The 17117-nt window shown below is 34.9% G+C and carries 15 protein-coding genes; 6 read left to right on the forward strand and 9 right to left on the reverse strand.

What is annotated here, in order from left to right:
• Positions 1-7 precede the first annotated feature (7 nt).
• Positions 8-1363 carry a DUF5689 domain-containing protein gene (locus E0F89_RS01105; protein WP_131908024.1) on the forward strand — a complete coding sequence of 452 codons (1356 nt, stop codon included), beginning with the start codon at positions 8-10 and terminating at the stop codon, positions 1361-1363.
• 60 nt (positions 1364-1423) lie between these two features.
• Entirely contained in the window at positions 1424-1885 is a 462-nt protein-coding gene (locus E0F89_RS01110) for an FKBP-type peptidyl-prolyl cis-trans isomerase (RefSeq protein WP_131908025.1), read from the forward strand.
• Between the two features lie 264 nt (positions 1886-2149).
• Here E0F89_RS01110 and E0F89_RS01115 read toward each other — a convergent pair whose 3' ends face one another.
• Positions 2150-4267 carry a glycoside hydrolase family 97 protein gene (locus tag E0F89_RS01115; RefSeq protein ID WP_131908026.1) on the reverse strand — a complete coding sequence of 706 codons (2118 nt, stop codon included), beginning with the start codon at positions 4265-4267 and terminating at the stop codon, positions 2150-2152.
• Positions 4268-5020: 753 nt separating this feature from the next.
• Here E0F89_RS01115 and hflX point away from each other — a divergent pair.
• The 3 genes from hflX (at position 5021) to E0F89_RS01130 (ending at position 8642) form a co-directional block, all read left to right on the forward strand.
• A complete protein-coding gene (gene hflX, locus E0F89_RS01120) occupies positions 5021-6271 on the forward strand; it encodes a GTPase HflX (protein ID WP_131908027.1) in 1251 nt (416 codons plus the stop codon).
• A gap of 433 nt (positions 6272-6704) precedes the next feature.
• Positions 6705-7856: a Na+/H+ antiporter NhaA gene (gene nhaA, locus E0F89_RS01125; protein ID WP_131908028.1), complete on the forward strand. Its 1152-nt coding sequence runs from the start codon at positions 6705-6707 to the stop codon at positions 7854-7856.
• A 354-nt stretch (positions 7857-8210) separates the two neighbouring features.
• On the forward strand, positions 8211-8642 hold the full coding sequence (locus tag E0F89_RS01130; RefSeq protein ID WP_165929957.1) for a hypothetical protein: 432 nt from the start codon (positions 8211-8213) through the stop codon (positions 8640-8642).
• A 165-nt stretch (positions 8643-8807) separates the two neighbouring features.
• Here the strand turns inward: E0F89_RS01130 and E0F89_RS01135 are convergent, their stop codons facing one another.
• The 8 genes from E0F89_RS01135 to E0F89_RS01170 form a co-directional block, all read right to left on the reverse strand.
• Positions 8808-9353, reverse strand: coding sequence for a nuclear transport factor 2 family protein (locus E0F89_RS01135; protein WP_131908029.1), 546 nt, complete (start codon positions 9351-9353; stop codon positions 8808-8810).
• A gap of 171 nt (positions 9354-9524) precedes the next feature.
• Positions 9525-10370 (reverse strand): DUF3078 domain-containing protein, encoded by an 846-nt coding sequence (locus tag E0F89_RS01140; RefSeq protein ID WP_131908030.1) that lies wholly within the window; start codon positions 10368-10370, stop codon positions 9525-9527.
• 42 nt (positions 10371-10412) lie between these two features.
• The gene (locus E0F89_RS01145; RefSeq protein WP_131908031.1) at positions 10413-10928 is read right to left on the reverse strand and encodes a DUF2480 family protein; all 516 of its coding nucleotides are present in this window, start codon (positions 10926-10928) and stop codon (positions 10413-10415) included.
• A gap of 9 nt (positions 10929-10937) precedes the next feature.
• Complete coding sequence (locus tag E0F89_RS01150; protein ID WP_131908032.1) at positions 10938-12770, reverse strand: ABC transporter ATP-binding protein; 1833 nt, start codon at positions 12768-12770, stop codon at positions 10938-10940.
• Position 12771: 1 nt separating this feature from the next.
• Positions 12772-13095, reverse strand: a complete 324-nt coding sequence (locus tag E0F89_RS01155) for an SUF system Fe-S cluster assembly protein (protein ID WP_131908033.1) — start codon at positions 13093-13095, stop codon at positions 12772-12774.
• A 134-nt stretch (positions 13096-13229) separates the two neighbouring features.
• Positions 13230-13649: a SufE family protein gene (locus E0F89_RS01160; protein WP_131908034.1), complete on the reverse strand. Its 420-nt coding sequence runs from the start codon at positions 13647-13649 to the stop codon at positions 13230-13232.
• Between the two features lie 23 nt (positions 13650-13672).
• Complete coding sequence (locus tag E0F89_RS01165) at positions 13673-14104, reverse strand: hypothetical protein (protein ID WP_131908035.1); 432 nt, start codon at positions 14102-14104, stop codon at positions 13673-13675.
• Positions 14105-14123: 19 nt separating this feature from the next.
• Positions 14124-15338, reverse strand: coding sequence for an aminotransferase class V-fold PLP-dependent enzyme (locus E0F89_RS01170; RefSeq protein WP_131908036.1), 1215 nt, complete (start codon positions 15336-15338; stop codon positions 14124-14126).
• Between the two features lie 425 nt (positions 15339-15763).
• Here E0F89_RS01170 and E0F89_RS01175 point away from each other — a divergent pair, with 425 nt between their 5' ends.
• The gene (locus tag E0F89_RS01175; protein ID WP_131908037.1) at positions 15764-17113 is read left to right on the forward strand and encodes a serine hydrolase domain-containing protein; all 1350 of its coding nucleotides are present in this window, start codon (positions 15764-15766) and stop codon (positions 17111-17113) included.
• Positions 17114-17117: the final 4 nt, after the last annotated feature.

Raw genomic sequence — 17117 nt, forward strand, 5'->3', positions numbered from 1 at the left:
AAAGTATATGAAATCAACATTTTACAAATCGTTTTTATTGTTGCTATTGACAATCATATTTGCCAGTTGCGTGACAGATGAAGTTGTGGCTCCAAAACTAGTTTGTACACAGCCGGATTTAGTGACTAATAAAACTGTCAACGAAGTTCATATTGGTGCTAATGCCATTGTAACGCAATACAAATATGACGATATCATCGAGGCGTATGTGGTTTCCAGCGATGAATCGGGGAATTTTTTCAAGTCGATTTCCTTTCAGACTTTGGCAACAGCCACAACGCCAGCCATTGGATTTAGTGTTCCCGTTGATGCTACGAACTTGTATATTGATTACAGGTTTGGGAATAAAGTATATATAAAGTTGAAAGATCAATACACGGATATTTCGTTTGGCGGGATGCGTATCGGAAGCATTTTTGTAAATTCTTACAATGACGGCGGAGTAGGGCGACTTTCGCAAAATGACTATAAAAATGTGTTGAACGCTTCTTGCACAAACGTAAAGGAAGAGGTTTTGGTTCGGTCGTTGACAATGTCAGAGTTATTGAATGATTCCAATTTAAATACGTTGGTCGAATTGTCCGATGTTCAATTTTCAGCTTTGTCAGTGGGACGTCATTATTTTGAAGAAGCAAATAATGTGGGCGGTGCTACAAATTGGGGGTTGGTAGATAAATTGGGCAATCAAGTCTATTTTAGAACGAGTAGTTTTTCTGATTTTGCGACAAAATTAGTTCCTAATGGAAGCGGAAAAGTAAGGGGGATTTTGACGAAATATGGAAGTGATTACCAATTGTTGCCCCGTTCCGAAAAAGATGTGGTGATGACCGAATCAAGAGCAGTTCCTTTTTTCTCAGAAGATTTTGAAAAAGTAGTCGATAAGTCTAAATTGAGTCTCCCGGGATGGGCAAATATGGTTCAAAAAGGATCACTTTTCTGGAAAGGAACTGTTTATTCCGGAAATGGTTATGCCGAGTTTGCCATTAGCGGAACCAAAGTCGTTTCGAATATTGCCTGGTTAATTTCGCCAAAAATTGACATGGATGTTCATACGAAAGAAGTCCTGACTTTTAGGAGCGCTCAGCATCATCTGGATGTTGATTCGCCATTAAATTCTCTGGAAGTGTATGTTTCCACAAATTTTGACGGGTTGAATTTTGCTACAGCAAATTGGACTCCTTTGCTTGTTAACTTACCTAAACAAGCAACGCCTTGGTATCAATTTGTGGGAAGTGGCGCAGTGGATTTATCTTCGTATAAAGGTAAAATCAATATTGCTTTTAAATATACCGGTTCCGGGAAAAATCTGGCTTTGGATGGTGCTTTTCAAGTAGATGATGTTCAGATTTTTGGTGAGAAATGATTTTTATAAAAGGTTCTACTTGAATTGCTATATTTGCAGTCTTAACCTTTAAATTAAATTATGAAATCTACTTTATTAGCATTAGTTTCTTTATTATTTGTTTCTTGTTTATCGGATAACGAGCCATCTAAATCTGTTGATTACACGGTTCAAAACGAAAAAGAAATTGTGGATTACATTGCCAAAAATAAATTGACGGCCATAAAAACCGATTCAGGATTGTACTATGTGGTTAATGAAGCGGGAACTGGCGCTAGACCAAAAGCTTCATCCAATGTAACAGTAGCATACAAAGGGTATTTTACCAATGGAAATATTTTTGATCAAAGTAATGCTTCCGGTATTTCGTTTGGATTAAATCAAGTTATAAAAGGTTGGACAGAAGGGATTCCTTATTTTAAAGAAGGCGGAAGCGGGATTCTTTTAGTTCCTGCTCATTTAGGTTATGGAAGCAATGGTAGCGGACCAATTCCGGGAGGTTCTGTTCTTATTTTCGATGTAAAACTGATTAAAGTTAATTAGTTTAAGACTATTATAAAATCAAAAAAGGCTGTCTTTTCGGACAGCCTTTTTTATTAATTTACTTTTTAGCTGAATTCGATTACTATTTTTTAATTAAATCGATTTCATTAATTTGAGATAAACTGGTTTTCCTGCAAGGTTTTTTTTTGACCTTGTAGGTCTATTAATCTAATAAAAAATTATACCTACAAGGTTTCCAAAACCTTGCAGGATTATAATACCAAAATAAAAAGGCTGTCCGATTGGACAGCCTTTTTTAGTTATTTACTTTTTGATTTCAACGATGCTTATTGCATAACCTCCACCGGGAGCACTGAGTTGTGAAAGTTTTGATTTGTTGGTTACCGTTATTTTACGAATCGTATACGCTTGCGGATTGGTTTTATAATGAGCATCTTTTGCATCAGCATAAATCGTAGCTATATATTTTTTTCCTTTTTCCAAGAAATCAAATTTGATTGTTGAGGTACGAGAAGTATCGCCATTTACATTACCGATGAACCAATTTTTAGTCACTTTTGCTTTACGTGCAACGGTAACATATTGACCAGGTTCTGCTTCAAGGTATTTACTGTCTGACCAATCTATCGCGACATCTTTGATAAATTGGAAAGCATCCGGAAAGCGATCGTAATTTTCCGGTAAATCTGCTGCCATTTGCAACGGGCTGTACATCGTTACATACAATGCCAGTTGGTTCGCAATTGTACTATTCACATGCGAATTATTATCGGGATTCAATTTACTTAAATCCATTTCGAAAATACCCGGCGTGTAATCCATCGGTCCTCCCACTAAACGTGTAAAAGGCAATACCGTTACGTGATTAGGTTTAGAACCGCCAAAAGACTGATATTCTGTTCCTCTTGCCGCTTCGTTACCTATTAAGTTTGGATAGGTTCTGGAAATTCCAGTTGGACGAACCGCCTCGTGCGCATTCACCATGATTTTATAATCTGCTGCTTTTTCTATCGCGTATTGATAGTGGTTAATCATGAATTGGTTATAATGATTTCCACCGTTTTCAATGATAGAACCAACATAACCACTTTTGACAGAATTGTATCCATTGTCGTTCATAAATTGATACGCTTTATCCATGTGACGCTCGTAATTGCGCACTGAACCCGAAGTTTCGTGATGCATCATCATTTTAACTCCCTTAGATTTTGCATATTCATGTAACCCTTTGACATCAAAATCAGGGTATGGAGTCAGAAAATCAAAAACATAATCTTTGGAATGACCAAACCAGTCTTCCCAACCTTCGTTCCAGCCTTCGACTAAAACCGCATCAAAACCGTGCTTAGCCGCAAAATCAATGTATTTTTTTACATTGGCGTTATTGGCACCGTGTTTTCCATTAGGTTTTGCTTTTGAAAAATCAGTAACGCCAAGTTGTACCGTAGGAAATTCATCCGTATATGCCCAAGAGCTTTTTCCAGTAATCATTTCCCACCAAACGCCCACATATTTAACCGGTTTTATCCAAGACGTATCTTCAATTTTGTTAGGGTCATTTAAGTTTAAGGTCATTTTTGAAGCCAGAATTTCTCTGGCATCATCACTAACAATTATGGTACGCCAAGGCGAATGATTTGGAGCCTGCATGTATCCTTTGTCTCCTTTTGCATCGGGTGTCAACCAAGATTCGAAAATCATAGTTTTATCATCCAAATTCAAATGCATGCATGAATAGTCAATTAATGCCGCTTCGTGTAAATTGATATACAATCCATCCGCGGTTTTTAGCATTAACGAAGTTTGAACTCCTGTCAAAGAAAAAGAAGTTTGGGATACATTTGCCGTTTTTGCTTTTTCAGCCAATCCTCTGATTTCTGATAATTTTGAGGTCGTATAATCGTATTCTTGGGTATCATAATCACCAGGAATCCAAAACGCCGTATGATCGCCTGTCATGGCAAACTGTGTTCTTTCTTCTTTGATTACAAAATAAGTTAGGTTTTTTTGCGAAGGGAATTCATAACGAAATCCTAGACCATCGTCAAACAAACGGAAACGAATCACAATTTGTCTGTCGGTTTCTTTTTGATTTAAGGTTACTGCCAATTCGTTATAATGATTGCGAATGGAGGCTACTTCTCCCCAAACTGGTTTCCAGTTTTCATCAAAAGTTGTTGCTTTGGTATCAATAACAGTAAAGTCATTTAGCAACGATTTTTTATCATTTTTTAACTCAAGACCCAATTTACTTGGTTTTACAACTGCTTTATTTTTGTAATTTAAACTGTAACTTGGAGTTCCGTCATTTTGCAAGGAGAATTCCATTACAAATTTTCCGTTGGGGGATTTTAACTGCTGTGATTTCGCAGTGTTAAAAAAAGCGAGCCAAAGTACGGCTGTAAAAAGAAATTGCTTCATTTTTTTAAATATAAATTAATAATTAATTCCAGGTTTGGTAAAAGCATGCGGATAATATGTTATTCAAAAAATCGATTTGTTAATAAACACAAAGTTTTAATCCAAATTCCGATAGTGTAAAAGCAAAAGTAATCTCTTTATTGTTTATTTCACACTCTTTTTTATCGAATAAAATTTGAAATAATGTACTGTTTTGTTTAATTTTACTATAAATGACTCGAAATTACAGTCGAAAATTGATTTCAAATGATGTAATTTATCAAAATAAAATTTGTTTTAAGGTGAGTGCTTCAAAAGCATCAGTTTTCTAAATAACCGCAAATTCACCAAATTCTGTTGCATGAATTTTTTAGCCACGAATTCCCAGAATTATTAAAAATCTAAATTTCTTTGCCACAGATTTCACAGATTAGCACAGATTAATTCGTCATGTAGCCTTGAAAATCTTTTAATCTTTTCTAAAGGTGGCATAAACTCTTTTTTACAAATACTACAATTTATCTCTTGTGCAACTTGTGAAAATCCGTTTCATCTGTTAGAATCTGTGGCTAATTTTTTCTTTTTTAAAGTACAAAAGCTCTTTCAACTGTAGAAATCTGTGCCCGGATTTATTTTAATTGAGACAAAATTTTTCATAAAATTACTATTTGGCTCGACCAAAAAACTTTCATTATTTACGGCTTCTAATTTTTTATAAAGCCATAACTTCATAAGTACAAAGCAAATCATTAAATTTGTAGCTTATTCAAAGACATGTTAGAAAAAGAAGTAATAAATTTCGAAAAAACGGCAATAGTTGGTATTGTAACTCAAAACCAAAGTGAAGAAAAACTCCGTGAATATCTTGACGAATTAGAGTTTTTGACTTTTACCGCAGGAGGCCAAGTGGTTAAACGTTTTTCTCAAAAAATGGAACGTCCTAATCCTAAAACATTCGTTGGAACTGGAAAAATAGAAGAGATTCATCAATTTGTAAAAGAAAATGATATCTCGACTTTGGTATTTGATGATGAATTGTCGCCTTCACAGCAAAAAAACATTTCTAAAATCATTACGGAATGTAAAATTCTGGACAGAACGCACCTTATCTTGGATATTTTTGCGCAACGTGCCGAAACTTCGTACGCCAGGACGCAAGTAGAATTAGCGCAATGTCAATATTTATTACCAAGACTTTCCGGAATGTGGACTCACCTTGAACGCCAAAAAGGAGGAATCGGAATGCGTGGACCTGGTGAAACCGAGATTGAAACTGACAGACGTATTGTTCGTGACCGAATCGCATTATTGAAAGAAAAAATAAAAAGCATCGACAAACAAATGGGAACTCAGCGCGGCAATCGTGGCGCTATGGTTCGTGTGGCTTTGGTGGGATATACCAATGTTGGGAAATCAACCTTGATGAATGCCGTTGGGAAAAGTGACGTTTTTGTAGAAAATAAACTTTTTGCAACTTTGGACACCACCGTTCGGAAAGTAGTCATTAAAAATCTGCCTTTCTTGCTTTCGGATACCGTAGGATTTATCAGGAAACTGCCGACACAACTGGTGGATTCTTTTAAAAGTACGCTCGATGAGGTTCGCGAAGCCGATTTGTTATTGCACGTAGTTGATATTTCGCATCCGGAATTCGAAGATCATATTGCATCGGTAAACCAAACTTTACTGGACATTAAAGCCAATGATAAACCGGTAATTATGGTTTTCAATAAAATTGATGCCTACAAGCATTTGACTATTGATGAGGATGATTTAATGACCGAAAAAACGCCAAGACATAATACGCTGGAAGAATGGAAATCGACTTGGATGAGCAGAGTAGGCGAGCAAAATGCATTGTTTATTTCGGCTACAAACAAAGAAAATTTCGAGGAATTCAGAGAACGCGTTTATGAAGCGGTCCGACATATTCATATTACCCGTTTTCCGTATAATAAGTTTTTGTATCCGGATTATAAAGACGCGGTGGAGAAAGAAGATATAGACGAAGATGAAATTGAATAATTTTCTTTGAGACATAAAATATACCAATCCCTTTTGAAATTTTCACGAGGGATTTTTTTATGCCTTAGCTTAAATGATGTTATATCTTCTTCCAGCTTTAAATAATCACGTTGCAAACGCTCTATTTATGATACAAAATCAAATAGATATACGTTGCAAACGATCGTCAACGAAGGTATGTACTAATTAAATATAGTATTATACTGTGGAAGCCCAAACCATTTTTTCATGAAAAAAAAGTCTGTTTTTTATACAGTAAATACCAAACCTTTAATAAATTGTTTTTATATTAGGGGTTTTGGAAAAACGATACTTCGTTTATAAAAGCTTTAGAGACTAGTTATAAACAAGTTTTAAAGAAAAACAGGAACTGAAGCACGTGTTCATTCCACTAAAAATAACCGATTAAACAATTAACAATTAGAGTAAATAAATGAAAGCAACTAAACTATTTAAAGAATTTTTTGACAGTGAAAAAGCAGGCGGGCTTGTATTAATAGCTTGTACAATTGTATCATTAGTTCTTGCGAACTCCATTTTTGGAACAGATTATCGGGACTTTTTTCAAACCAAAGTAGTAGGCTTGACGTTAGAGCATTGGATAAACGATGGACTCATGGCAATCTTTTTTTTGCTTATAGGTTTAGAATTAGAAAGAGAAATTTATAAAGGCGAGCTTTCAAATATAAAAAATGCATTGTTTCCAGCCTTTGGAGCGATTGGTGGTTTGTTGGTACCCGCCGGAATTTATTTGGTGTTCAATTATGGAACCGATACGCAAGCGGGCATTGGAATTCCAATGGCAACAGATATTGCCTTCGCATTGGGTATTTTATCGCTCTTGGATAATAAAGTTCCGCTTTCTCTGAAAATATTTTTGACCGCCTTAGCTGTTATCGATGATTTATTTGCAATGCTATTTATTGCAGTGTTTTATACAAAGACATTAATTTTTACAAATCTTTTTATTGCGTTAGGAATTTTTGCCTTGCTGTTGGTTTTTAATAGAATTAAAGTTAGGAATTTGATCCCGTACTTAATTGGCGGAGTTGTTATGTGGTATTTTATGCTGCAGTCCGGTGTTCATGCTACAATTACAGGAGTTTTATTAGCATTTGCTATTCCGTTTGGTAACGGAAATGAAAAATCTTCTTCCTATATTTTACAGCACATCTTACATAAGCCAGTAGCTTTTATCATTTTGCCGATTTTTGCTTTGGCTAACACGATAATTATTTTTAGTGGTGACCTTTCGCAAACACTTACCGAAAACTATAGTCTTGGAATTGCACTTGGACTTGTTGTTGGCAAACCGGTAGGGATATTTCTTTTGACTTTTTTAGCGGTGTCAGTTGGATTGTGTAAACTTCCTACTGGTCTGAATTGGAAATCGATTTTTGGTATTGGATTATTAGGAGGTATTGGATTTACGATGTCCATTTTTATAACATTACTGGCATTTGAAAGCGATACGATCATTAACAATTCAAAATTAGTAATCTTAATTTCCTCATTGATAGCAGGATTACTAGGATTTTTAACCTTGAAAATGACATTAAAAACTGAAACAACTGACGAAATCTAAAAAAAATTCTAGCAGGTATTAGTCAGAATTATTGCATGTGCAACTAGAAAGTTAAAGCCAGTATTGAACGGAACAAGTGTAAGTTTACAGTAATTTTGAAGAAGATAGTAAGGTTTTGGGCACTTTAAATATGGAACTTTATGAGAATCTACTGCCATTCTTCATGTGGGCTTTGGTGGTCCTAATTTCTTTAATGGTATTCCTTGTGAATTTGTAAGAAAAATTGAATATATTTGAAAATATTTATGAGCTAATATTTATAATACATCCTCACAGGTTAACTGTGATTTAAAAAAATAAAGCAGATAAAATTTCTTTTCTTAATCAATTTTTTTACTATTTTAAATTAACATTATGAATCCAAAACTTTTAAAACTAATTCTCTTTTTAATTCTTGTTGTAATTTATTCAAATGGTTATTCACAAATATCTACTTCATTTTACGCGAATGACTCTAACTCTAAATTTGCAGTCGGTTATCAATTTAATGATAAATTGTGGAGTGATTTAAGAATTTATTCGGGTACCAATATTGACAATTTGACACCGGAAATAATAGTGAATTATAATTATTTACGAAAAGAAAATTATGAAACATATTTTGGAGCTGGAGTAATTTTAAATAATATAAACGGAGTGGTTATTCCAATTGGAATTGCAATTAAACCATTTGAAAATTTAAAAAATATTTCAATAAATATCGAAATTAATCCGTTGTATGAGATAGATTTAAATGATCTATTTATACGCGGATTCATTGGAATTAGATATAAATTGAAGGAGTAAAATTCATTACTGCTTATTTACTAAGAGTACCGGGTTAAATTAAAACACAAATTATAGTTTTTCCAATGCGATTCACTAAAACTCGTAATAAATGAAAACGGCACTCAAAAGAGCGCCGTTTTTTATTGGATACATTCTGAATGTTGTAAACTGGGACTTTAAAAACTATTTCTTCGGTGGCATTGCTTGCCTAATAGGCACTTGATCTAGATATTGGTGAACCCTATCAATTTTATCCTTCGAATTAAAATGGTAGGTAGAATGAATCCATTGTGTCATGCTCCTGCCGCCTTTGTATTTTGCGGTGGTTTTGTACCAGCCTAGAAGCCAGATGCCATCCATTGGAATGTTGCCTTTCTCATTTACTTTAATCGGCATCCAAATTTGATCTTCAAAAGTGATGGTTTCAATAACGTTAGCTCTGCGGTCTCTCCAGTATTTGTCTATGGCTGGTTTGCCTACCAGACTGTCTCCATTATTCCAGTAATACTTGGCATCCTCTGCAAAGCTGTCTGTCCAGGAATCCATGTTGTTTTTGGATAAATCCGCTAACATTTTTTTTCCCGTATCGGAATATTTGCTGTCGGCAAATTCTGTTGGAGGAGTTGGTGTTTCAGATGTGTCAGAAGTTGACATTGTTTTTGGTGTTGCTTCTTTTTTGCACGCTACAAAAAGGGTCGCACACAGGACGAATAAAAGTAATTTTTTCATAAGGCGAAGTTTTAAAAAAAGATTATTATTTTAAAATGCTTACCATTATGTCTTAGTAGGTTAAATAGGAGAATAAATGTAGTGAAAAAGATGGTTTTTTTGCCGTTTTTGGCAATAAATATTTCACACAAGTGTTTGATTTTCAATAAATAGTGATAAAAAGTGGTTTTTTCAGAAACCGTAATTAACGCCTAATCCAAATACTTCTCGCACCTGAACGGCTTTTACGGAATTGTCATCATAAATGGCCTGTAAAGCTACATTTGCCGATAAGTATTTGTTTATTTTTAAGAATACATTCATTTGGTAATCGATGTCGACGTTTTGTGGATTGTCTAAATAATTCGAATATAAATTCAATCTGTTTTCCACAGATACATTTGCCATTACATTGAATTTGTAATATCCGGAAATACTGGCTCCAAATTCAAATCGGGAAGAATCGCCTTGTAGTACTCCAAAAGAAGGGCCGAATTCAGTATAATGAGGATGAACAACAATTAATTTTGCTGTCGCGGGAGAAAAATTGACGCTCAAATTATCGCTTTTTTTCCACCACATTCCAGGTCCAAATTGAAAATAGGCAGGTGAAAAGAAATGGGAAATGTTATTGCCGTCTTTATCGTAACCCACATCCATTTGTGTTTTGAAATTAAAAAACAGGGAGTAATACCAGTCTCCCTTGGCTTTTTTTCCCCAAAGAGAATTCAATTCCAACCGGTCATCTGTTTTTGAAGTTTCCGAACCTTTTATTTTGGTTAAACCGTATGCAGCGATAATTTTATTGTCCCACACCACATTTCCTTTTTTATAATTGAAATCATAATTCAGACCAAGATTTCCGGCAAGGTTCGAAGTTCCGCCGCCAAGCCAATCATTATTAAAAGCAGTCTGATTAAAAAGCAAAGAAATGTTCCCGTTTTTGGTCCAGAGTTTTACGGTATCATTTGCAGTTTCCTGTGCAGTTACAGATATTATGACCAAAATAAAAAAGAATGAAAGTATAGTTTTTTTCATAACATCTATTTTTTTATTAAAAATAAGAAAAAATGAGATAAGTTATTTATTTTGAGGCACTTTGTATAAAGGAACGGCTGAACAAGCCTCTCCGTACATAATACTTCTTGCAAAAGGTTGTAAGTAATGCGCCGCTAATACATAAGCCCGCATTGGAACGGGTTTTCTGGAGCATCCTTTTATGATAACAGGCTTATTTTTATAAATTGAGTAGTCGATTTTAGAAAGTAACTCTTCATAGAGTGAGGCGTCTAAATCTTCCAAAGTTCCATTGATGATTTTCTTTGCAAATGGCGCTAATTGAATTGCAACCAAAATAGAAGCCCAAGCCGGAACAATAGCATCGGTGCTGCAATGAATAGCTACATATTGATCTTGATATTGTGACCAATCGTGATTTTTCAACTCCTCCCGAAAGTCTTTTTCTTTCAATAAAAAGCCTTCTAAAAGCCATTGTGAAATATCGATTTGCGTACGAATCCCCGTTGGATAATAATCTTCTAGATCAAAAACTACCAATACACTATTCGCAACTTTATTTATTATTTCATCTTCCATACCATTTTTTTATAGATAGCCTTCAGCCTGCAGCGTGAACAGTTGGGCATATAATTTTTTATTTTCCATTAACTCATTATGCGTTCCTGATTCTAAGATCTTACCTTCTTGTAAGACTAAAATACGGTCTGCCTGTCTCACAGTGCTGAATCTATGAGAGATTATTACACTGGTTTTATCTTTTATTAATCCTATAAATCGTTCAAAAACTTCGCTTTCAGCTTTGGCATCCAATGCCGATGTGGGCTCGTCTAGAATCATAACCTCAGCGTTTTTCATGTAAGCCCGCGCCAATGCAATTTTTTGCCATTGTCCTCCGGATAGTTCCTGACCTTTGGCAAATCGTTTTCCTAGTTGTTGATCGTAGCCATACTTTAATTCAGAGACAACTTCGTCGGCCAAACTCAATTCAGCCGCTTTTTGTATTCGTTCGTAATCATTAATTTCATCAATTTTGCCGATGGCGATATTTTCTTTCACTGAAAATTCATACTTGAAAAAATCCTGAAAAAGGACTCCAAAATATTCCTGGTAATCGGCCTTGTTATATCGATTTATATTGATGCCATCAAGCAAAATTTCACCCGATGTTGGCTCGTAAAACCGAAGCAATAATTTAGTAAGTGTTGTTTTTCCAGCACCATTCTGCCCAACGAATGCTATTTTTTCTCCAGCTTTTATAACAAAACTAATGTCTTTTACTATTTGATTATCAGATTCCGGATAAGCAAAATAGACGTTTTTAAATTCAAATCCGATTTTGATCTTTTCTGGCAACGGAACCTCCTTTTCATTTTTATATTCGGACGGAATGTCAAGAAAATCAAAATAATCTTTCAGATATAAAGAGCTTTCGGATATCCGAGTAAATTTCGAAAAAAAATCTCGCAGACTACTCATTAAACGATTGAAACTCCCGGATAAAAAAGTTAATTCACCAAGTGTAATTCCGCCCGAAAGAACTCTGTAAATTATAAAAACATATGCTGCATAATAACTAATTGATCCTAAAACATTAAATAAAAACCCATAACTGGAACGTTTTACAACGAGCGCTTTATTTAATTTAAAATAGCGCGTTGCAAGGGTTTCAAATCTTTCGACCAGAAAGCTAGTTAATCCAAAAAGCTTAATTTCCTTTGCCGTTTTATCATTGGCGCCAATAAATCTAAGGTAATCCAATTCCCTTCTTTCGGAGGTCCAGCTTCTAGCGAGCGAATATTGTTGTTGACTGAAACGTACTTCGTTAATAAAAGACGGAAAAATGCTTAAAATCAATAAGACAATTAAATAAGGTTCAAAATAAATCAATCCTATTACAAGCGAAAAGATAGAAATAGTAGTTTGCGCCTGACCTAAAACATTCGACATTAAATCGACACGACCTGCCGTTTGCGTTCTAGCTCGGTCAAGCTTGTCGTAAAATTCAGAATTTTCCAGCAGACTAATATCGATTTCATTAGTCTTTTTGATAATTTTAATCGAACTATTGATATTGTACTGATCTCCAAGAATTCCATCAGTAAGTGAAATTGCGCGACCTACCAAATCAGATAACACGACGAGTATAAACTCTATTGCTACAGAATGCCATAGCGCAGAATAATCCTTTTCGCCGTGTGTTGTAATTTGGATGATGGCATCAAAAATGAGTTTCCCAACCCATAAAATTGCAACTGGCAACAAAGCCGCAACGATTCTGCAAAAAGCGGATGTTAAGAATAACGTTTTGTTAGTACGCCAAATTTCTTTGAAAAAGCGGGGTATAAAAAAAAGCGAATCAAAAGAAGATTTTAGTCCAATTTTTTGATCGTTTAAAGATTTGGGTTGAGTCCGCGCCATTTTAAAGCATTCCCAATTCTAATTTTGCTTCCTCGCTCATTAAATCTTTACTCCAAGGCGGATCAAAAGTGATTTCTACTTCAGCGTCTTTTACATTAGCAATCGATTTTACTTTTTCTTCTACTTCTCTAGGTAAACTTTCTGCAACAGGGCAGTTTGGAGAGGTAAGTGTCATCAGGATTTTTACTTCATAATCTGTATTGACCATCACGTCATAAATCAATCCTAATTCGTAAATATCTACAGGAATCTCCGGATCGTAAATAGTCTTTAATATTTTTACGATTGATTCTCCTAACTCTGTGGTGTCTATTTCTTGTTCCATTATTTTTAGTTTAAAGTTTAAAGTTTAAAGTTGCAAAATGCACTTCAAAATTCGTTTATTAATATTCAAGAAATGCATCTTGAAAAATACCTCTTATATTTTATAAAATTACTTTTATGGTTTAAAAGCCTAAATCAATTCTTTGCGTTGAACGCCAAAGCATACATTTTAATGTTTTTTATCATCGATACCAATCCATTGGCGCGCGTTGGCGATAAATGTTCTTTCAAGCCTATTTCATCAATAAAATCCATGTCAGCTTCAAGAATATCTGAAGCTTTTTGATTGGAAAAAGTTCGGATTAATATCGCAATAATTCCTTTTGTCAAAATAGCATCGCTGTCAGCAGTGAAAACAATTTTGTCATCCGTTTGTTCCCCTTGCAACCACACTTTTGACTGGCAACCTTTGATAATGTTGTTTTCGGTTTTAAATTCTTCTTTTATTAAGGGGAGTTTTTTCCCTAATTCGATGATATATTCATAACGCTCCATCCAGTCATCAAACATGGAGAATTCATCAACGATTTCGTCTTGTATTTCTTTGATTTTCATAGTAAGCTGAATTTATTTCAGTGTTATTCTTTAGCTAGTGAGGTTATTTTATTTACAAATTTCTTAATCTCTTTTGGTGGAAAACCATTGTCAAAATCAGTTGTTTCATACGGTTTATCTTTAAATGTGACTTTCAAATTAGCAATAGCCGCGCCGTCATGAAATCGTTTTTCGGTTGGTGCTTTTAATTTGGATAAACTATCGAGTTCAATCGTTTTAAAATAGTCTACTAATTCTTTCCAATCTGCATCAGAAATTTTCGTTGGTACCGGATTGTCGTTTCCTTCTCTGTCTTTTGAAACGGTCATCATGTGATTTTTGACCGTTATTTTCTGATAAAAACCTCTGGTGTTGACTGTGTATTCAACAATAGCTGTTTCAATATCTTGAGCGCTGGCGCTATCGCAACCATTGCTCATAAAAATAGTCAGGAATACTATTGTTAGAATTTTCATGTGTAGTTCATTTTATGTTTTAAGACAACATGAGTTGCGCTTTTTTAATTGCTTCGACCATAACATCTATTTCTTCTTTGGTATTATAAAAGGCGAATGAAGCTCGAATCGTTCCCGGAATCTTGAAGAAATCCATAATGGGTTGCGCACAATGGTGGCCGGTTCTTACAGCTATTCCCAATTTGTCAATTATAGTGCCAATGTCGTACGGATGAATGCCTTCAATATTAAACGAAATTACGGAAGTTTTTTCTTTGGCGGTGCCAAAAATTTTCAAACCTTCAATTTCCAATAATCGTTTGGTTCCGTATTCGAGTAATTCCTTTTCTTGTTGTTGAATGTTGTCAAAACCAACTTCGTTCATATAATCAACGGCAGTTCCCAGAACAATTCCGCCGGCAATATTTGGTGTTCCTGCCTCAAATTTATGAGGTAATTCTGCGTAGGTAGTTTTCTCGAAAGTCACTTCCTTGATCATTTCACCTCCACCTTGATAGGGCGGTAATTTATTCAACCACGCTTCTTTTCCATACAAAATCCCGGTTCCTGTTGGACCACATATTTTGTGTCCTGAAAAAACATAAAAATCGCAGTCTAATTCCTGAACATCTGGTTTTAAATGTGGAACGGCTTGTGCTCCGTCAATCAAAATTGCCGCGCCAACTTCATGCGCTTTGTCAATCATGTATTTAATTGGATTGACCGTTCCTAATGCATTCGAAATATGATTTACGGTAACAACTTTAGTTTTATCTGAAAGTAGTTTATCATATTCGGACATAATCAATTCGCCATCTTCATTCATTGGAATCACGCGCAAAGTCGCTCCCGTTTTCTCACATAACATCTGCCAAGGCACAATGTTACTGTGGTGTTCCATTGCCGATACTAAAACTTCATCGCCCGGTCTCAAAATTGAAGCAAATCCATTGGTCACTAAATTGATTCCATGCGTTGTTCCTGAAGTAAAAAGCACTTCATAAGCAAACTTAGCATTGATGTGATTTTGAATTTTCCCTCGAGAAGCTTCGTAAGCATCAGTAGCCAATTGACTTAGGGTGTGAACACCCCGATGTATATTAGCATTGATTTCCTGATAGTATTTTGATATCGCATCAATCACAACTTGTGGTTTTTGCGAAGTGGCTCCGTTGTCAAAATAAACCAATGGTTTTCCGTTTACTTTCTGAGAAAGGATAGGAAAGTCGGCTCTAATTTTATTTATGTCTAACATAGGTATGTTTTTTTTAATGTTTTTATTGGTTAGATAGAACACCAATATTCAACATTTTTAGATGGACTAATTTGAAATTAGCCTTGCATTATTTAGAATTTTTCTAAATACAAAAGTAGTGAAATTGGAATTAATTTTTGGCAAACACTTGTTAATAAAAGTTGTTATTAATAAGGATTATGAAAAATAAAACACGACTGTAAACCTTGCTTTTTTGGTAACTCGGAATATTTTAGGAAATAATTTCTCCTTGAAAATTTAACTATTAAGAAATTAAGAAAAATTAAGTGTTAATTCTTAATGAAACTTAATTTCTTAATGGTTTAAATAAAAAATATTTGCTCACAGAAAAATCATTTTTCGGTATTACCAAGTGTTTCAAAAATGTGGTTCTTTTTTATTAAATTGCTTCAAATTAATTCTCTATGAAAAAATTCTTCAAGCTCGTTGGTTTTGCTTCTTTTATCGGAATCTTTTATTTGGGGTTCACTACTTATCCAAAACTGGATTTAATTTCAGGCTTTTCAGCCAAAAGTATCGCCTCGGGACATTTTATTGATAACCGTTCGCAGGAAATGATTGAGAAAGGCGACAATGATATCGATATGATTGATCTGGCCAAAAATAAAATTGAAGATGTCGGAAAGTTTGCCGCTGCTTCGGTTTACGGTTTAAAAGAACGAAAAGCAATTTACCGCGAAGGTTTAGGTGCCACTTTGATCAACGATGATTTTGATGTTTCAAAGCCGTATTTGGTTCCCAAAAGAACAAAGTTGAATAATAATTTACCTTTTCCATATGGAAATAACGAACCCAGAGACACCGTTTTTAGTAACGTTGATTATTCTAAATTGAATGTTGCTGTGGCCAATGCTTTTGATGATAAGAACGAAATCAAAAAAAGAACACGTTCCCTTTTAGTGATTTATAAAGACAAAATCATTGCTGAAAAGTACGATTCCGGATTCGATAAAAACAGCAAATTATTGGGTTGGTCTATGACCAAAAGTATTACCAGCGCCATGTTTGGAATTCTTCAAAAACAGGGGAAATATGACATTTATGAACCCGCTCCAATTTCAGAATGGAAAAACGACGAACGCAAAATAATTACGACCAATGATTTATTACACATGAATTCCGGTTTGGAATGGGAAGAGAAATACGATAAAATTTGCGATGCCACTGAAATGCTTTTTCAAGCAGGAGATATGTCACGCGTCCAATTGGAAAAACCGGCGGTATTCAAGCCAAATATGAGCTGGAATTATTCTTCGGGGACGACAAATTTGCTTTCCGGAATTTTGCGGAAGCAGTTCAAAACGCATCAGCAATATTTAGATTTTTGGTATGCAGCTTTGATTGATAAAATAGGAATGAACTCGATGGTAATCGAAACAGATATGGCGGGAAATTACGTAGGTTCCTCCTACGGTTGGGCTACTACAAGAGACTGGTCGAAATTTGGGTTGCTGTATTTGCACAAAGGCAATTGGAACGGCGAACAAATTTTTGATGAAAGTTGGGCTAAATACACTGCAACTCCAACAAATACTTCAAACGGAAGATACGGCGGGCACTTTTGGCTCAATTCCGGCGGATATTTCCCTGATGTTCCTAAGGATATGTATTACTGCAGCGGTTTTCAAGGCCAGATGGTGGCGATTATTCCTTCACTTGATTTAGTTATTGTAAGAATGGGGTTGACTGAAAATCCTGAGTTTGATTTCAATGGGATGTTGAAAGGGATAATTGGCAGTTTGCGGAAAAATTAATCGC

Origin of the sequence: Flavobacterium caseinilyticum, from assembly GCF_004349085.1 — a bacterium.
Taxonomy (GTDB): Bacteria; Bacteroidota; Bacteroidia; order Flavobacteriales; family Flavobacteriaceae; genus Flavobacterium; species Flavobacterium caseinilyticum.

What these genes read in the sequence shown, in the direction of transcription:
- E0F89_RS01105 (WP_131908024.1), top strand. Translation starts at nt 8, where the DNA reads ATGAAATCAACATTTTACAAATCGTTTTTATTGTTGCTATTGACAATC.
- E0F89_RS01110 (WP_131908025.1), top strand. Translation starts at nt 1,424, where the DNA reads ATGAAATCTACTTTATTAGCATTAGTTTCTTTATTATTTGTTTCTTGT.
- E0F89_RS01115 (WP_131908026.1), bottom strand. Translation starts at nt 4,267, where the DNA reads ATGAAGCAATTTCTTTTTACAGCCGTACTTTGGCTCGCTTTTTTTAAC.
- hflX (WP_131908027.1), top strand. Translation starts at nt 5,021, where the DNA reads ATGTTAGAAAAAGAAGTAATAAATTTCGAAAAAACGGCAATAGTTGGT.
- nhaA (WP_131908028.1), top strand. Translation starts at nt 6,705, where the DNA reads ATGAAAGCAACTAAACTATTTAAAGAATTTTTTGACAGTGAAAAAGCA.
- E0F89_RS01130 (WP_165929957.1), top strand. Translation starts at nt 8,211, where the DNA reads ATGAATCCAAAACTTTTAAAACTAATTCTCTTTTTAATTCTTGTTGTA.
- E0F89_RS01135 (WP_131908029.1), bottom strand. Translation starts at nt 9,353, where the DNA reads ATGAAAAAATTACTTTTATTCGTCCTGTGTGCGACCCTTTTTGTAGCG.
- E0F89_RS01140 (WP_131908030.1), bottom strand. Translation starts at nt 10,370, where the DNA reads ATGAAAAAAACTATACTTTCATTCTTTTTTATTTTGGTCATAATATCT.
- E0F89_RS01145 (WP_131908031.1), bottom strand. Translation starts at nt 10,928, where the DNA reads ATGGAAGATGAAATAATAAATAAAGTTGCGAATAGTGTATTGGTAGTT.
- E0F89_RS01150 (WP_131908032.1), bottom strand. Translation starts at nt 12,770, where the DNA reads ATGGCGCGGACTCAACCCAAATCTTTAAACGATCAAAAAATTGGACTA.
- E0F89_RS01155 (WP_131908033.1), bottom strand. Translation starts at nt 13,095, where the DNA reads ATGGAACAAGAAATAGACACCACAGAGTTAGGAGAATCAATCGTAAAA.
- E0F89_RS01160 (WP_131908034.1), bottom strand. Translation starts at nt 13,649, where the DNA reads ATGAAAATCAAAGAAATACAAGACGAAATCGTTGATGAATTCTCCATG.
- E0F89_RS01165 (WP_131908035.1), bottom strand. Translation starts at nt 14,104, where the DNA reads ATGAAAATTCTAACAATAGTATTCCTGACTATTTTTATGAGCAATGGT.
- E0F89_RS01170 (WP_131908036.1), bottom strand. Translation starts at nt 15,338, where the DNA reads ATGTTAGACATAAATAAAATTAGAGCCGACTTTCCTATCCTTTCTCAG.
- E0F89_RS01175 (WP_131908037.1), top strand. Translation starts at nt 15,764, where the DNA reads ATGAAAAAATTCTTCAAGCTCGTTGGTTTTGCTTCTTTTATCGGAATC.